Origin of the sequence: Verminephrobacter aporrectodeae subsp. tuberculatae, from assembly GCF_026127385.1 — a bacterium.
Taxonomy (GTDB): Bacteria; Pseudomonadota; Gammaproteobacteria; order Burkholderiales; family Burkholderiaceae_C; genus Acidovorax; species Acidovorax aporrectodeae.
Window position 1 is genome coordinate 78,786 of sequence record NZ_QZCX01000001.1, and the last position, 15,240, is coordinate 94,025.

14 protein-coding genes are annotated in these 15,240 nt (G+C 65.9%); 10 read left to right on the top strand and 4 right to left on the bottom strand.

The genetic code is table 11. From position 1 onward, the window contains the following. Positions 1-153 precede the first annotated feature (153 nt). Together argE and D5041_RS00220 are read left to right on the top strand one after the other, a co-directional pair. Positions 154-1,308 carry an acetylornithine deacetylase gene (gene argE / locus D5041_RS00215; RefSeq protein ID WP_407702241.1) on the top strand — a complete coding sequence of 385 codons (1,155 nt, stop codon included), beginning with the start codon at positions 154-156 and terminating at the stop codon, positions 1,306-1,308. A gap of 98 nt (positions 1,309-1,406) precedes the next feature. After that, a complete protein-coding gene (locus D5041_RS00220) occupies positions 1,407-2,387 on the top strand; it encodes a tripartite tricarboxylate transporter substrate binding protein (RefSeq protein ID WP_010106178.1) in 981 nt (326 codons plus the stop codon). 144 nt (positions 2,388-2,531) lie between these two features. Here the strand turns inward: D5041_RS00220 and D5041_RS00225 are convergent, their stop codons facing one another. After that, on the bottom strand, positions 2,532-3,425 hold the full coding sequence (locus D5041_RS00225; RefSeq protein ID WP_029554494.1) for a DMT family transporter: 894 nt from the start codon (positions 3,423-3,425) through the stop codon (positions 2,532-2,534). A 26-nt stretch (positions 3,426-3,451) separates the two neighbouring features. Between D5041_RS00225 and D5041_RS00230 the strand changes: the two genes are divergently transcribed. Then, positions 3,452-4,480: a LysR family transcriptional regulator gene (locus D5041_RS00230; RefSeq protein WP_265283560.1), complete on the top strand. Its 1,029-nt coding sequence runs from the start codon at positions 3,452-3,454 to the stop codon at positions 4,478-4,480. Positions 4,481-4,511: 31 nt separating this feature from the next. Here the strand turns inward: D5041_RS00230 and D5041_RS00235 are convergent, their stop codons facing one another. Both D5041_RS00235 and D5041_RS00240 read right to left on the bottom strand, forming a co-directional pair. Then, positions 4,512-5,366: a SirB1 family protein gene (locus tag D5041_RS00235; RefSeq protein ID WP_010106170.1), complete on the bottom strand. Its 855-nt coding sequence runs from the start codon at positions 5,364-5,366 to the stop codon at positions 4,512-4,514. 116 nt (positions 5,367-5,482) lie between these two features. After that, the gene (locus D5041_RS00240; protein ID WP_265283561.1) at positions 5,483-5,935 is read right to left on the bottom strand and encodes a BON domain-containing protein; all 453 of its coding nucleotides are present in this window, start codon (positions 5,933-5,935) and stop codon (positions 5,483-5,485) included. A gap of 216 nt (positions 5,936-6,151) precedes the next feature. Between D5041_RS00240 and D5041_RS00245 the strand changes: the two genes are divergently transcribed. From D5041_RS00245 to D5041_RS00255, 3 genes are all read left to right on the top strand, one after another. Continuing rightward, the gene (locus D5041_RS00245; RefSeq protein WP_010106168.1) at positions 6,152-6,463 is read left to right on the top strand and encodes a helix-turn-helix transcriptional regulator; all 312 of its coding nucleotides are present in this window, start codon (positions 6,152-6,154) and stop codon (positions 6,461-6,463) included. 126 nt (positions 6,464-6,589) lie between these two features. Continuing rightward, positions 6,590-7,915: a type II toxin-antitoxin system HipA family toxin gene (locus tag D5041_RS00250; protein ID WP_265283562.1), complete on the top strand. Its 1,326-nt coding sequence runs from the start codon at positions 6,590-6,592 to the stop codon at positions 7,913-7,915. Positions 7,916-7,953: 38 nt separating this feature from the next. Then, positions 7,954-9,636: a SulP family inorganic anion transporter gene (locus D5041_RS00255; protein ID WP_456119844.1), complete on the top strand. Its 1,683-nt coding sequence runs from the start codon at positions 7,954-7,956 to the stop codon at positions 9,634-9,636. On the opposite strand, the gene argA is transcribed toward D5041_RS00255, so the two are convergent. After that, positions 9,623-10,969, bottom strand: coding sequence for an amino-acid N-acetyltransferase (argA, locus tag D5041_RS00260; RefSeq protein ID WP_265283331.1), 1,347 nt, complete (start codon positions 10,967-10,969; stop codon positions 9,623-9,625). The genes D5041_RS00255 and argA overlap by 14 nt on opposite strands. A 263-nt stretch (positions 10,970-11,232) precedes the next feature. Here argA and D5041_RS00265 point away from each other — a divergent pair, with 263 nt between their 5' ends. The 4 genes from D5041_RS00265 to D5041_RS00280 all read left to right on the top strand — a co-directional run bounded on the left by D5041_RS00265 (position 11,233) and on the right by D5041_RS00280 (position 15,240). Beyond that, a complete protein-coding gene (locus D5041_RS00265) occupies positions 11,233-12,690 on the top strand; it encodes a bifunctional 2-methylcitrate dehydratase/aconitate hydratase (RefSeq protein ID WP_265283564.1) in 1,458 nt (485 codons plus the stop codon). Positions 12,691-12,695: 5 nt separating this feature from the next. Further along, positions 12,696-13,616, top strand: a complete 921-nt coding sequence (prpB, locus tag D5041_RS00270; RefSeq protein WP_265283329.1) for a methylisocitrate lyase — start codon at positions 12,696-12,698, stop codon at positions 13,614-13,616. A gap of 80 nt (positions 13,617-13,696) precedes the next feature. Next, the gene (locus D5041_RS00275; RefSeq protein ID WP_265283565.1) at positions 13,697-14,647 is read left to right on the top strand and encodes a Bug family tripartite tricarboxylate transporter substrate binding protein; all 951 of its coding nucleotides are present in this window, start codon (positions 13,697-13,699) and stop codon (positions 14,645-14,647) included. A 74-nt stretch (positions 14,648-14,721) separates the two neighbouring features. Continuing rightward, positions 14,722-15,240, top strand: a complete 519-nt coding sequence (locus D5041_RS00280) for a tripartite tricarboxylate transporter TctB family protein (RefSeq protein ID WP_265283566.1) — start codon at positions 14,722-14,724, stop codon at positions 15,238-15,240.

The window sequence follows — 15,240 nt, forward strand, 5'->3', positions numbered from 1 at the left end:
CGAGTACATGAATTTTCTTCCAGTGACCGGGATAGTTTAAATCGCTTTTTCCTTGAGCAGAGCGCTCGCATACTCCATGCCAATTCCAGCGCCACCCGGAGAGAAGATCACATGACGGATGTCCCACCGCCGGCAGGCACCGATATCGCGGCCATGCCCTGGATCGAGCGACTGATCGCTTTCGACACCACCAGCCGCAACTCCAACCTCGGGCTGATCGAGACCGTTCGCGACCACTTGCGCAGCCTGGGCGTCGAGCCCGTGCTGACGTACCACGCATCGGGCACCAAGGCCAACATGTTCGCCACGCTGCCCGCTCACGACGGCAGCACCACGGGCGGCATCGTGCTGTCCGGCCACACCGACGTGGTTCCCGTGGACGGCCAAGCCTGGAACTCGGATCCCTTCAAGGCCACCACGCGCGACGGCAAGCTCTATGCGCGCGGCGCGTGCGACATGAAGGGGTTCATCGGCACTGCGCTGTCGCTGCTTCCCGAGATGCAGGCCACGCGGCTCGCAAGGCCCTTGCACCTTGCCCTTTCGTTCGACGAGGAAGTAGGCTGCGCGGGCGCGCCGCTGATGATCATGGACTTGCAGGCGCGCGGCGTCCTGCCCGAGGGTTGCATCATCGGCGAGCCAACCGGCATGCGACCGGTGGTGGCGCACAAGGGAATCAACCTGTACCGTTGCCATGTTCACGGGCACGCAGTCCATTCGTCGCTGACGCCGCAGGGTGTCAACGCCATCGAATATGCGGCGCGCATGATTTGCTTCATTCGGGACCTTGCGGACAAATACCGTGCCGAAGGGCCATACGACCAGCATTTCGAGGTGCCCTTCACGACGGCCCAGACCGGCATGATCAGCGGCGGCATCGCGAACAACGTAGTGCCCTCGCTGTGCGAGTTTTCGTTCCAGGTGCGCAACCTGCCGACTGTGAACGCCGGCGAGATCATCCGGCAGATCCAGTCCTACGCGCACGACGTGCTCGTGCCCCGCATGCGCGACGAGCACCCGGACGCGCGCATCGAGTTTTCCAAGATCTCCGTCGCACCAGCGCTCGACGACGCGCAAGAAGGCGCCATCACGGAGCGGGTGCGCGCGCTGACGCAGGACCATGACAAGCGCAAGGTCTCCTACGGAACCGAAGCCGGTCTGTTCAAGGCAGCCGGCATTCCGGCCGTGATCTGCGGCCCCGGCGATATCGAACAGGCGCATAAGGCCGATGAGTTCGTGGCGCTCGACCAACTGCGCGAATGCGCGTTGTTTCTGCGGCGCTTCGTCCGCGGCATGGCTGTGGCCGAATGAACGCCCGCATGGGGCGCGGCCGCATCCCCATTGCCAACCCCCAAACCCCACCCCTCAAACCTCGATCAGGCGGCATGGCGCTGCCGGGAAAACCACCGATGTCCATTCCGCAATCGATCCGCCGCATCGGCCCTGCTGTGGCCCTCAGCCTGGCCAGCATCGTGGCCGTTGCCAATGACGCGGCCTACCCGCGCCGGCCCATCGTGATCGTCGTGCCACAGGCGCCCGGCGGGGGCGTGGATTCGCTGGCCCGGCTCATCATGCCCAGGCTATCGATTGCGCTGGGACAGCCGGTGGTCATAGAGAACCGCGTCGGCGCAGGTGGCCTGATCGGAACCCGTTACGTGGCCAAGGCAGCCAACGACGGCTACACGCTGCTCTTTACCTCACCGTCGCACAACATCAATGCCGCACTGAACGAGAAGGCCGGCTACGACGCCCTGAAGGACTTTACGCCCGTCGCACTGCTGGGACGCGGTCCATTCGTGCTCGTGGCGCATCCGGATTTCGAGGCCAAGAGCACGGCCGAACTGATCGCCATGGCGAAGAAGAACCCGGACGGCATCGACTACGGCTCTGTCGGCGTCGGCTCGTTCAACCACCTGCTCGGCGAGATGTTCAATACCGAAGCGCGCGTCAAACTGCGGCATGTGCCCTACAGGGGGTCGTCGGAGGCCGCGTCTGCCGTGGTCGGCGGGCAGATTCCGCTGTCGTTCAATAGCCTGCCTGGCGCTCTGCCGTTCATCCGTGCCGGCAGACTGCGCGCGCTCGGCGTGACCACGCCCGGTGCGACTCCGCTGGCACCGGACATCCCGCCGCTGTCCTCCGCCGTGCCCGGCTATGAGGGCAGCACATGGTATGGCATCGTCGCCCCCGCGGGCATGCCCAGGCCCATCGTCGACAAGCTCTCGGGCGAGATCCAGCGCATGCTGCAGGAGCCCGACGTGGGCAAGCTCATGATGCAGTTGGGCATACAGATGGTCTACGGCAACCCGAAGGATTTCGGCGACCTGCTCGCCGCGCAAAGCATCCTCTGGCGCAAGGTCATCAAGGACGCAAACGTCACGCTCGGCGGCTGAATGCATGTCCTGATGCGGACTGCGGGCATGGCGGTGCTAGCCGGCGACCTGAGTCTCAGCATCGGGGCCGCCAGCTTGCCTCTGCATTTCGTGACCTCGGCGTCGTGGCGCTGAGCGTGGAGCGCCGCTGAATCAGGGGGCTGTTCAGGGGGTTTTCCGGGTGCTCAGGTAAACGCCTATTGCGGAGACAGCAAATCCCACGGCCTGCAATGGGGTCAGTGTTTCATGGAGGACCAGATAGCCCATGACCGCCGTGACCGAGGGAATCAGGTAGAACAGGCCGGCGACTTGGCTGGCTTGGCCACGTTGCACCAGCATGAACAGCACGCTTACCGCTCCGATGGAGTTGATCAGGCTCAGCCATGCAATGGAGCCCATGACTTCAGCGGTCCAAATAACCCTGAATTCCTCGGCGAACAAGGCCATGGGAACTGCAACCAGGCTGGCGACGGTGAGTTGCACGAACCCACCAGTGCGCAGATCGATACCCACACAGAATTTCTTCTGATACAGCGTTCCGATCGTGATGCCGGCGAGTGCCGCCAAAATGGCAAGATAACCGCCCCACTGCGCGTCGCTGACGCCCATCTTGTGCGCCACGACGAGGGCCACACCCAGCAGGCCGACCAAGAATCCAAGCGCTTGCCTGGGACTGACTTTCTCGCCCAGAAAGACGATGGCGCCAATCGCGGTAAAGATCGGCATCATTCCCACCATGACGGCCGATGTCCCTGCCGCCACGCCCAGGCTCAGCCCCAGGTACAAACCTGAAAATTGCAAGGCCTGCACCAGCAGGCCGACTGCAGCCAGATGCAGATAATCCTTTGGTCTGGAAGGCCACGAGGCCCCTGTGATTATCGATACAAGCAGCAATATCAGCGCTGCGCTGGCGAATCGCATGGATATCAAGGTGAATGGTCCGGCGTAAGGCAGGCCCACTTTCCCGGCCACGTATCCGGAACTCCACATGAGTATGAACACGGTAGGCCAGAAATAGGGGTGGTCGGTGGTTCGACCTGCAAGGCTTGCTGTCGTCATGGTGTTCCTCTTCAATCAAAACCGTGGTGATCACGCGACTCATCGAGGCCCATTCTGTAGACTTCGCTACCCTCCGGAAACCTCCGGAACATCAATTGCCTGTTGACGCAGGAACAACAATGGCTGCCCCACACCGCACCCTGAGCACGGCACGCTGGATGCTTACCTTTGCCAAAATCGTCGAGTGCGGTGGGATCTCGGCGGCGGCGCGTGCGCTGGATCAGGACAAGGCGGTGATCAGCCGCCAGCTGCGCGACCTGGAGCGCAGCCTGGGCCTGCGGCTGCTGAATCGAAGCACCCAGCATGTCAGCCTTACGGACGTGGGGCGGGCCATCCATGACCGTGCGGTACGCATCGTTCAGGAGTTGGACGGGGTACGGTCGGATGTCGAGCATGTCCTCGCTGTCCCCTCGGGTGTGCTGAGCATCAGCACCTCGGTGGCCTTTGGCCGTCTCCAGCTGGTTCCCCTGCTGCCTGAGTTCATCCGGCGCTATCCGCAGGTCCAGGTCGAGCTTTGTCTGCTCGATCGCTCGGTGGACCTGGTCGAGGAGGGTTTTGATCTTCTGATCCGCCTCTGCGACGAGCCGCCCCAGCACCTGTCGGCGGCCAGAATTTGCGACCTGAGCCATGTGCTGGTCGCGGCTTCCGGCACGCTGGCGCAGGCCCCGGTGATTCGTCAACCGGAGGATCTGGCGGGGCGCAACTGTCTCTTTTATGGGTTTCGGAATCGGCACACGACTTGGCAGTTGCTCAGGGGCGGTATCGCCCATGCGGTCAGCGTGACGAGTTCCTTGTCGGTGAACAGCAGCGAGGCGGCCAGGGAACTGGCGCTGGCCGGAATGGGCGTCGCGCTACTGCCGCGCTATGCCGTGGCAGCGGACTTGAAAAATGGCCGCCTGCACCGCGTGCTGCCCGAATACCGGGTAGAGGGTTCCACCGGAAACGCGTTGTTCATCCTGCATATGCCGGGGCGCTACCAGTCACCGAAGATCCGGGCTTTTATCGAATTTCTCCGATCGCACTGGCTGCCCACACCCCCGTGGGAACAGAACTGAGCGCGGATGGATTTTCCGATTTCAGCGGTCTCTACCCGCTGGCGCTGCGCAGTGCGCGCAAATGGTTCGCAACCAGGTCGATGTCCGGTCCGCTCCGGGCGTGGTCCAGGTAGACCCTGAGGTCGGCCACGGCCTGCGCAATGCTGCCCTGCTCGGCGTGGGCCAGCCCCCGGTCCCGCCGCTCGCCCCATGCCTTGGGCAGCAGCACGATGAGCCGGTCGAGCACGGCGATCAGGCGTTGCCAATCCTGCTGCGCACGGTGCACCTCCTTGAGGTTGCGCAGCATGCGCGCGATGATTTCGCGCGGCGTGGCCGCGTCCAGGAACGGCCCCAGCGGCAGTTCGCAGTCGTCCGCCAGGCCGTTGCGGCGCTTGTAGGGATCGAGCCGCTCGAGCAGTTCTTCGCGGCTCAAGGATTGGCCGCAGACCGGGTCCAGCACCACCTGCCCCTTGGGCAGCAGGACCTTGACCATGAAGTGGCCGGGAAACCCGATGCCCTGCACGTGCAGGCCCAGGCCCTGGGCCAGTTCCATCCAGAGAACGGCGAGCGAGATCGGAATGCCCCTGCGCGTGCGCAGCACGGCGTTGAGGTAGCTGTTCTCGGGGTCGTAGTAGTCGTTGACGTTGCCGCCAAAGCCCAGGTCGGAAAAAAAGAACTGGTTCAGCGTGCGCAGCCGCAGCAGCGCGGGGGCATCCCCCGGCAGGCGGCGCTTGGCGCGGGCCAGCAGTTGGTCCATATCGCCCAGCAGCTGCTGCACGTCGAATTCCGGGTACTCGTCCTGCGCCAGACTGGCCGCAGCTTCGAGCAGCGGAAAGTGATCGTCGCTTTGCACCAGCGATGCAAAGTACTCCAGCGAGGTGGGCACGCAATAGTAGTTGAGGGGCATGGTCGGGTTGTAAATGCCTCGCTTGGCTGCGTCAAGCAATAGGGGAGATGGTTACAGGGGATATTCGATGCGCAGGCTGGCTGCCTGCCTGCGATCTCTTCCGGTGCGCGCGGGCATCAACCCGCCAGGACGATCAACTGGTTGTCCACCGAGGCCACGCCGCTGACGGTCTTGGCGATGCTTTCGGCGCGGTCACGGACCGTGGTCGTCGGGACCTTTCCGTCCAACGTCACTTTGCCGTTGACCGTGCCCACGGTGATCTCGGCGGCACGCAGTTCGGGGTCCTCGGCGAGTGCGGCGTGCACCCGGGCGGTGATGCCGACGTCGTCGATGGTTCCCCTGACGCTGGACGCCCCCTGCTCCAGCTGGTCCTGTGCGTTTTGCATGACATCCTCGGCCTTGCTACGGGCGTCGGCGACGGCCTGCTCGCCCTTTTCGACGGCGGAGTCCAACTGCTGGCTCACGCCGGACCCCTTGTCGCAGGCAGTCAGGCCCAGTGCCACGGCGCCCACGGCCAGGGTGCTGGCAACGCGGCGTGCGGGATGCGCGGAAATTTTCAATGGCTTCATGCTTCACTCCTCGTGTTGCGGTGGATGACTTCAACAGAAACTTGACTGTACGCCCGCAACGCGTGGCGCGGATTCACCCATGGCCATGGTGGTCGCAGACACAATAGCAAGTTAAGTGTCGTTTTTATGAGGAAAGACACTTAAATAGCGCTTGAGCTTTTGCTGTATGCAGAATATAAAACCAGTGTTTTCATGGAAAACGGTAGTTAAATCACCATGCGCACCCTGAATGAGTTCTCCACTGCCCTTGCGCTCGCCCAAAGGGCCCGGAAGCTGACTGCCAACGCACTGGCCCTCAGGACGGGGCTCACCCCGCAAGCCGTGCGCCAGATCCTGGCCGGCGAGACAGCGCCTCGCTTGACCAACGCCATGGCAATTGCCTCGGAGCTGGGCCTGGAGCTCGTGCTCGTGCCAAAGGAAGCGGCCCCATCGCTCTCGGGGGGCCCACGGGCCGAGCGAACCGTACTGTCCGACGTGGAGCGTCGTTTGGGCTTGCGATCAGGCGTTTCGTTCACTCCGGGCAAGTAGCACCGCGCAACCGCTCTGCATCCCCCCTTCCATTCCCCGGAAGCTCCATGACGCAGCGCTCCCTCCTTGCCCCTATCGCTCGTGTCGGGCTGGATACCGCCCAGCAGGGCCTGTAGAGGAACGCCCATGCAATACCGCGCCCTCCATGTGTTCCTCGGCACGCGCAAGCGTTTCGTGGGCCAGCTGTACCAGTACGGAACCGGCCGAACGGCCATCACGCGCCTGGTGCCGGATCCGGACTACTGGAGTGATGGAGCAGCCCCCGTGTTCTCACAGAACGCCCGTGTGGCAGACGCACACGCCCGTGCGATGTTTCTGGCGGAATACATCGTCCAGCCGTTCTTCAATGGCGAGGGCGAGAATCTGCCCATCTTCTTCCAGAACCTCCTGCCAGAGGGGCTCCTGCGCCGCCATCTGGAGGAGATCGGCAACTTGGACAAGGGCGATGACTTCGGTTTGCTCAGCCTCTGCGGCACAGACCTGCCAGGGGCCGTCTGCGTCGAACAAGCACCGCTGGACAAGCAGAGTGTGGCCCGAGTCGTCACCCAAAACAACGACACACTGGAGCCCACCGTCACGCCCGTTGCGCTGCCCGAAGCGACCTCGCTCTCCGGGGTGCAGCCAAAGCTCTCGCTGGTGCAAGCTGCTGGGCGCTACGTGGCCAGAACCAAGAACCCGCGCGGGGTGCACATCATTGCCAAGCTGCCCACGGTGGAGTACCCGCTCTTGCCCCGGGTGGAAGAACTCTCCATGCGGCTTGCGGCTGTCGCAGGAGTGCATGTCTGCGAGGTGGAGTTGGCGCCCCTGGAGAACATCGACGCCGATCAGCCCTTCGTGCTCGGTGAAGGCAGGCAGTTTCTGGCGGTGCGCCGCTTTGATCGGGATGGAACCAAACACATCCACTGCGAGGACTTCGCCCAGATCCTCGGCGTTCCACCCGAGCAAAAGTACAGCCATCCATTGGCCACTTACTCGACCATGCTGCGCATCCTGGTGCAAACGCCAGAGCTTGGGCTGGAGGCCGGGTACGAGATGCTGCGCCGTATCGTGGTCAACGATTTGCTTGGCAACTTCGACGGCCACCTCAAGAACTACGGGCTGCTGTACCGCGATGGGAGCACGCCCGAACTGTCCCCTGCATACGACGTGGTGGCCTACGCCGCCTACCTGTCTGGTCGGGGCCACGCGTTGGGCTTCACGCCCGATGGGCCCAGGCATGCACGGGTATCGCCCCAGGTGATTCGGCGGCTCTGCAATGAGGTTCCAGGCCTGCTGGAGCCCATGGTGAATTCCATCGTCAAGGAAACTGTGCGCAAAGCCTATGCGGCTTGGCCCGACATGATCGCAGCGTCCACCGTGCTGGATGAACAAAAGGCCAGGCTGCTCAAGCACTTCGAGGCCACGCCCGCCATCGAGTCCCTGCGCAGGCGTGCGCTCAGGGCGGGGGGTTGAGCGAAATGGCGCCACGCGACAATCGGGCCATGACCATGATGCCGTCTTCACTGGCCCGCTGGCTGCCGTTTCTTTCCTGGCCCCGTCCCGACCGGAATCTGCTCAAAGGGGAGTTCTGGGCCGGGATGACCGTGGGCCTGATGCTTGCGCCGCAGGGCATGGCCTACGCCGCGCTCGCGGGCATGCCGCTGGTCACGGGGATTTACGCCTCGCTGATCCCGACGCTGGTGGCGGTGCTGTTCAGTTCGTCCACCCGCCTGGGCGTGGGCCCCACGGCGCTGACCAGCCTGTTGATCGGGGCATCGCTGACGGGTCTGGCCGAACCGGCCAGCGCGCAATGGGTGGCCCTGGCGGCGTGGATCGCGCTGCTCTCGGGCCTGCTGCAGCTGGTGCTGGGCCTGGTGCGCTTTGGCTGGCTGCTGAATCTGGTGACCTCGCCGGTGCTCAGCGGCTTTACGCAGGCGGCTGCGCTGCTGATCCTGGGCTCGCAGCTGCGCGCGCTCACGGGCCTGCGTGCCACCGACTGGGGGGCGCTGCTGAACACGCCGGCGCCGGGCCTGTTCGACCTCACGGCGGCGGCCTTCGGCCTGGGCAGCCTGGCCTGGTTGCTGCTCGCGCGGCGCTGGCGGCCGCATTTTCCGGCCGCCATCGTGGTCGTGGTGGCGACCGGTGCCGCGAGCTGGGCCCTGGGTTATGCCGACGCAGGCGGCGCCGTGGTCGGCGCCCTGCCCTCGGGCCTGCCCGCGCCTTACTGGCCGGGCGCCCTGTCCTGGTCCGGTTTCACGGACCTGGTGCTGCCGGTGCTGGTGGTCACGCTGGTGAGCTTTCTCGAAACCGCTTCCAGCGCCAAGGTGGAGAGCCAGCGCAGCAGCAAGCGCTGGGACGAGAACCAGGACCTGATCGGGCAGGGGCTGGCCAAGATCAGCAGCGGCCTGTGCGGCAGCTTTGCCACCAGCGCCTCGTTCTCGCGCTCGGCGATCAACCTCTACGCAGGCGCCAAGAGCGGTTGGGCCGCATTGTTCACCGTCGGCCTGATGCTGGTGCTGCTGCTGTGGCTCACGCCCGCGCTCTACCATGTGCCGCAGTCGGTGCTGGCCGCCGTGGTGATCACGGCGGTGAGCGGCCTGATCCGGCCCGCAACGCTGCCGCGGCTGTGGCGCGTGTCGCGCGTGGAGGCCATGATCGCCGCCGTCACCTGGGCGCTGACGCTGGCCACGGCTCCGCGCATGTACTGGGGCGTTCTGGTGGGCCTGCTCATGAACCTGAGCCATTTCCTGTACCTGCGGCTGCACCCGCGCATCATCGAGGTGGGCCTGCATCCGGACGGCAGCCTGCGCGACCGCCATCTGTGGAATCTGCCCCCGCTGGCGCCCCGGCTGCTGGCGCTGCGCATGGACGCGGAGCTGGACTTTGCCTCGGCGAGCGCGCTGGAGCGGCGCGTGACGGAGCATCTGGCGGCGCATCCCGACGTGCTGCACCTGTGCCTGCTCGCCCAGCCCATGAACCGCATCGACGTGACCGGGGTGGAAACCTTTGCGCAGTTGCTCGCCCTCATGCAGTCAAGGGGCGGCAGCCTGCATCTGAGCGGACTGAAGCTGCCCGCCGAGCAGGTGCTGCGCCAGGCCGGGCTGCTAGACGGTCTGGCCCTGCACCGCACCGACACGGACGCGCTGGCGGCACTGCGGCGGCTCCCGGAGACGGCGTGCCCTACAGTCGCTTGACCAGCACCTGGCTGCGCCGGTCCGGGTTGTACTTGCGCTTGCGCGCGTCGGGCAGCCATTCCCGGTCCACGGACTGAAAGCCGCGCTTGAGAAACCAGTGCATGGTGCGGGTGGTGAGAACGAAAATGCTGTCCAGCCCCATGCTGCGCGCACGCTGCTCGACGCGCTTGAGCAGTTTCTCGCCATCGCCTGTTCCCTGGCTCTGTGGCGACACGGTGAGCGCCGCCATCTCGGCCGTCCTGGCCTCGGGGTAGGGGTAGAGCGCGGCGCAGCCGAAGATCACGCCATCGTGTTCGATGACGGTGTAGGTGGCAATGTCGCGCTCGATCTCGGTGCGGTCGCGCTTGACCAGCGTGCCGTCCTTCTCGAACGGCTCGATCAGTTGCAAGATGCCGCCCACGTCGTCGATGCTGGCCTCGCGCAGTTCTTCCAGCTTCTCGTCGATGACCATCGTGCCTATGCCATCGTGCACATAGACCTCGAGCAGCAGCGAGCCATCGACCGCAAACGGCAGGATGTGGCTGCGCTCCACGCCGGCCTTGCACGCCTTGACGCAGTGCTGCAAATAAAAGCCGGCGTCGGTGGGTTGCTGCGCGCTGGGCAAGCGGGCCAGCAGGGCCTGCGCGTCTGCGAGCGGCAGCTCGGTGTCTATGGGGTTGTCTTCGCCGTCGGGCGCGCCGGGCTGCATGCGGATGCCGGGCACCTCGGTCAGAAAGATCAGCTTGTCGGCCCGCAGTTCGATCGCCACGCTGGTGGCCACCTCTTCCATGCCCAGATTGAAGGCCTCGCCGGTGGGCGAGAAGCCGAACGGCGAGAGCAGCACCAGGGCGCCCATGTCCAGCGTGCGCTGAATTCCCGCCACGTCCACCTTGCGCACCAGCCCCGAATGCTGGAAGTCCACGCCGCCCACGATGCCCACGGGCCGCGCGGTCAGGAAGTTGCCCGAGATCACGCGCACCGTGGCCCCGGCCATCGGGGTATTCGGCAGGCCCTGGCTGAAAGCCGCCTCGATCTCGTAGCGCAGCTGGCCTGCGGCCTCCTGCGCGCAGTCGAGCGCCACCGAGTCCGTTATGCGCATGCCATGCGCGTACCGGGCGGCGTGGCCTTTGGCGGCCAGTTGCTCGTTCACCTGCGGGCGAAAACCGTGCACCAGCACGATGCGCACGCCCATCGCCTGGATCAGCGCCAGGTCCTGCGCAATGCTGTACAGCTTGCCCGCCGCAATGCCCTCCCCGGTCAAGCCGATCACAAAGGTCTGGTTGCGGAACTTGTGGATATACGGCGCCACCGAGCGAAACCAGGGGACGAAGGTGAAGTTGAAGATGGCGGACATGGAAGGGGTGTGCTGCGGCAATGCGGGGGCAGGCCGGGATCATAAGGGTGTACCCGGAGTGCAAGACGCTTGGAAAATGGCCGCCGCCGCGCGTTGCGGTTGATCCGTCCCTGATCGATGCCCGGCAAAGACGCCGCCAGGGACAGTTGTCGACAATATTGGGGAATTCAGGCCGAACACCCTTGCTTGAATCGCATTGAACCGCCAGAATTGTCGACATTAAAGCTTTCGACCCCTGGCCGCCAGCCAGAGACTGCCCGTTCATGAATCCAGCCAGCAACAATGACCGCCCGGCGCCGGACGCCGTACTCGCCGACATCGCCGACTATGTCTTGAACTACCGGGTGGATAGCGCGCTCGCCTACGAGACGGCGCGCAACTGCCTGATCGACACGCTCGGCTGCGGGCTCGCGGCGCTGGAATACCCGGAGTGCACCAAGCTGCTCGGCCCCATCGTTGCCGGAACCATCGTCCCGCACGGCGCGCGCGTTCCCGGAACGCCCTACCAGCTCGACCCGGTGCAGGCGGCGTTCAACATCGGCACGATGATCCGCTGGCTCGATTTCAACGATTGCTGGCTTGCGGCCGAATGGGGGCATCCGTCGGACAACCTCGGCGCCATCCTCGCGGTGGCCGACTGGCGCTCGCGCCAGGCCGTGGCCGCGGGCCGCGCGCCGATGGCGATGCGCGAGGTGTTGACGGCGATGATCAAGGCGCACGAGATCCAGGGCTGCCTGGCGCTGGAGAACGCCTTCAACGCGGTGGGCATGGACCATGTGATTCTGGTCAAGCTGGCGTCAACCGCCGTCGTCTGCGCCATGCTCGGTCTCGGCCGTGACGAGGTCATCGCCGCGCTGTCGCTGGTCTTCGTCGATGGCCAGGCGCTGCGGACCTACCGGCACGCGCCGAATACCGGGTCGCGCAAGAGCTGGGCGGCGGGTGACGCCACGAGCCGCGCGGTCCGGCTGGCGCTCATCGCGCGAAGCGGCGAGATGGGCTGCCCCTCGGCCCTGACGGCGAAGCACTGGGGCTTCTACGATGCCTGCTTTGGTGGGCAGCCGTTCAAATTTCAGCGCCCCTACGGCAGCTACGTGATGGAGCACGTGCTGTTCAAGATCTCCCATCCGGCGGAGTTTCACGCCCAAACCGCCGTCGAGGCCGCCATGGCGCTGCACCGCCAGCTGCGCGAAATGGGGCGCAGCAGCGATGACATCGCCTCGGTCCGGGTCCGCACCCAGGCGGCCTGCATGCGCATCATCGACAAGCGCGGGCCGCTGCACAACCCGGCCGATCGCGACCATGCGCTGCAATACATGGTCGCCGTCCCGCTGATCTTCGGGCGCCTGAGCGCCAGCGATTACGAGGACGCGGTGGCCGCCGACCCGCGCATCGACGCGCTGCGCGAGAGGATCGAATGCGTCGAGGACCCCGCTTTCACGCGCGACTACCACGACCCGGAAAAACGCGCGATCGCCAACGCCTTGGCGCTCACGCTGAACGACGGCACCCGCTTGCCCGAGTGCATGGTGGCGTACCCGATCGGCCACCAGCGGCGGCGCGCCGAGGCCATGGCGCTGCTCGAGGCCAAGTTCCGCGCGCATCTCGCGCGCCGCTTCGTCGCCAAGCGCCAGCGCCAAATCCTCGCGGTCTCGCTCGATCAGGCGCAGCTCGAGGCCATGGCGGTGCCCGACTACGTCGATCTCTACGCCAGCGGCGTCTGAAGCCCATGCCCTACCTCGTTGCAGCGGATTGTCCAACGCAGCCGGCGGGCGAGCGCCTGCGCGCGCTGCTTGCGCGCGCGGGCATCCTGAGGATGCCCGGCGCGCACAACGGCATGGCGGCGCTTCAGGCCAGAGCCGCCGGTTTCGACGCGCTCTACCTGTCCGGCGCCGCGATGACCGCGTCGATGGGCCTGCCCGATCTGGGAATCATCACCGTCGAGGAGGTCGCCTTCTTCATCCGGCAGCTGGCGCGATCGAGCGGCCTGCCGGTGCTGGTCGATGGCGACACTGGCTACGGCGAGGCGCTCAACGTCATGCACATGGTCCGCGTCTTCGAGGACGCGGGCGCCGCTGCGGTGCACATCGAGGACCAACTGCTGCCCAAGAAATGCGGCCACCTGAACCACAAGAAACTCGCCGACGCGCATGACATGGCGGCGAAGATCGCTGCGGCCGTGACGGCGCGCCGGCATCTGTACATCGTCGCCCGCACCGACGCTGCGGCAAGCGAAGGGCTCGGCGGCGCGATCGCACGCGCGCAGCTCTATCTGGAGGCGGGCGCCGACGCGATCTTCCCGGAAGCGCTGAGCACGGCCGCGATGTTCCAGGAGTTCGCGCAGCGCATGCCGCAAGGGGTGCCGCTGCTGGCGAATATGACCGAGTTTGGCTGCACCCCCTTTTTCACCGCGGCCGAGTTCGAGGCCATGGGCTACCGCATGGTGATCTGGCCGGTCTCGTCGCTGCGGGTCGCCAACCGGGCGCAGGCGCAGCTCTACGCGGCGCTCGCCCGCGACGGCGGCGCGCACGGCATGGTCGGGCAAATGCAGACCCGGGCGGAGCTCTACGCGACGATCGGTCTGCCCGACTACGAGGCGCTCGACGCCTCGATCGTTGCCTCCGTCACGCCGGAGCTGGCGGCGCGGTAGCAGGCAAGAGCAGGCGGCAATCGACCCTGCGCGCACGGTGCGCCAGGGCGACATGGAGATGGAGACAGAGGAGACACACAATGCAAAAGCGAATGGTGATGGCTGGCGCGCTGGCGCTGGCGCTGGTTTCCGGGACGGCCGTGGCCGACCCCGCGCGGGTGATGATCCCGGCGAATCCGGGCGGCGGCTGGGACGGCGCCGCCCGCCACACGCTGGCGGCCTTTGCCCGATCGAAGGTGTTTACCGATGGCGCGTCCTTCACGAACAAGGGCGGCGCGGCGGGAACGATCGGCCTGGCCGAATTCGTCCGCACCGCCAAGGGCGACGACAACGCGCTGATGGTGACGGGCGTCATCATGGTCGGCGGCACCATCAGCAACAAGACGCCGGTGTCGCTCGCCGACACCACGCCGCTGCTGCGCCTGACCAACGAGTACAACGCGATCGCCGTTCCGGCCGCTTCGCCCATCAGGACGGTGCAGGACTTCATGCAGGCCTTGCAGACCGATCCGGGCGCGCTCCCGGTCGGCGGCGGGTCGGCTGGCAGCGTCGACCACGTGATGCTCGCGCTGCTCGCCAAGCACGCCGGCGCACCGGTCTCGAAGATCAATTTCGTGTCCTTCTCCGGCAGCGAGATCCTCACCGCGCTGGGCGGTGGCAAGCTCCGGGCCGCGATCTCCGGCGTCTCGGAGTTCCGCCGCTTCGCCGACTCCGGCCGCATCCGCATCATCGCGGTCTCCGGCCCCACGCGGGTCGAGGGACTGAATGCGCCCACGCTCAGGGAATCCGGAATTCCGGTGGAGATGGGCAATTGGCGCGGTTTCGTTGGCGCACCCGGAATGAGCGCGGCCGCGCGCAAGCTCTGGCTCGATCGCTTCGCCGCGCTGCACGGGTCTGCGGTCTGGCAGGAGACGCTCAAAACCCAGGGCTGGGAAGACGCCTACCTGCCGGGCGACGCGTTCGCCGCCTTCCTCAAGAGCGAGGAGGCCCGTTGGTCGGACACGCTCAGGGACGTCGGCATTCTGAAATAGCCCCCGGCCGACCGCAAGCGCTGCGCGCCATGGCCCACGCCGATTTCCACGCCCATTTCGCAGGAGACCGAACGATGCACGACACACACAAAGCAAACCGGGTGGCGCGGCCATGGTGGATCGGGCTGGGGGTTGCCCTGATGGGCGCGCTCTGGATCCATGGCGCGTCCGGGATCGCTTCCACCACCGGGTACGTCGGGCTGGGCCCGGAGGCCATCGTCTTTGTGGAAGGGATCGGCCTGACGCTTCTCGGACTGATTCTGATCGTGCAGGCGCTGCGCGGCACGTTCACGGCCGTCGCGCCCGAGGACGCGGATGGGGACGGAGACGCGGACGCGGACGCGAGCGCAGCGCCGGCGTCACGCCAGGCCCTGCTGCTCGCGCTGGCGGGCATGGGCGTTCCGCTGCTGACGATGCGCTGGCTCGGTTTTCCGCTGACCGCGATGCTCGCCTTCACGCTGGTGGCCCGCGCCTTCGGCTCGCCGCGCACGGGGCGCGACCTCGTGGTCGGCGCGCTGCTCGGCAGCCTCACCTGGTTCGTCTTCTCCCGCCTGGGCATCGGTCTGGGCGCCTTCCTGCCCCTGCCGGGCTGA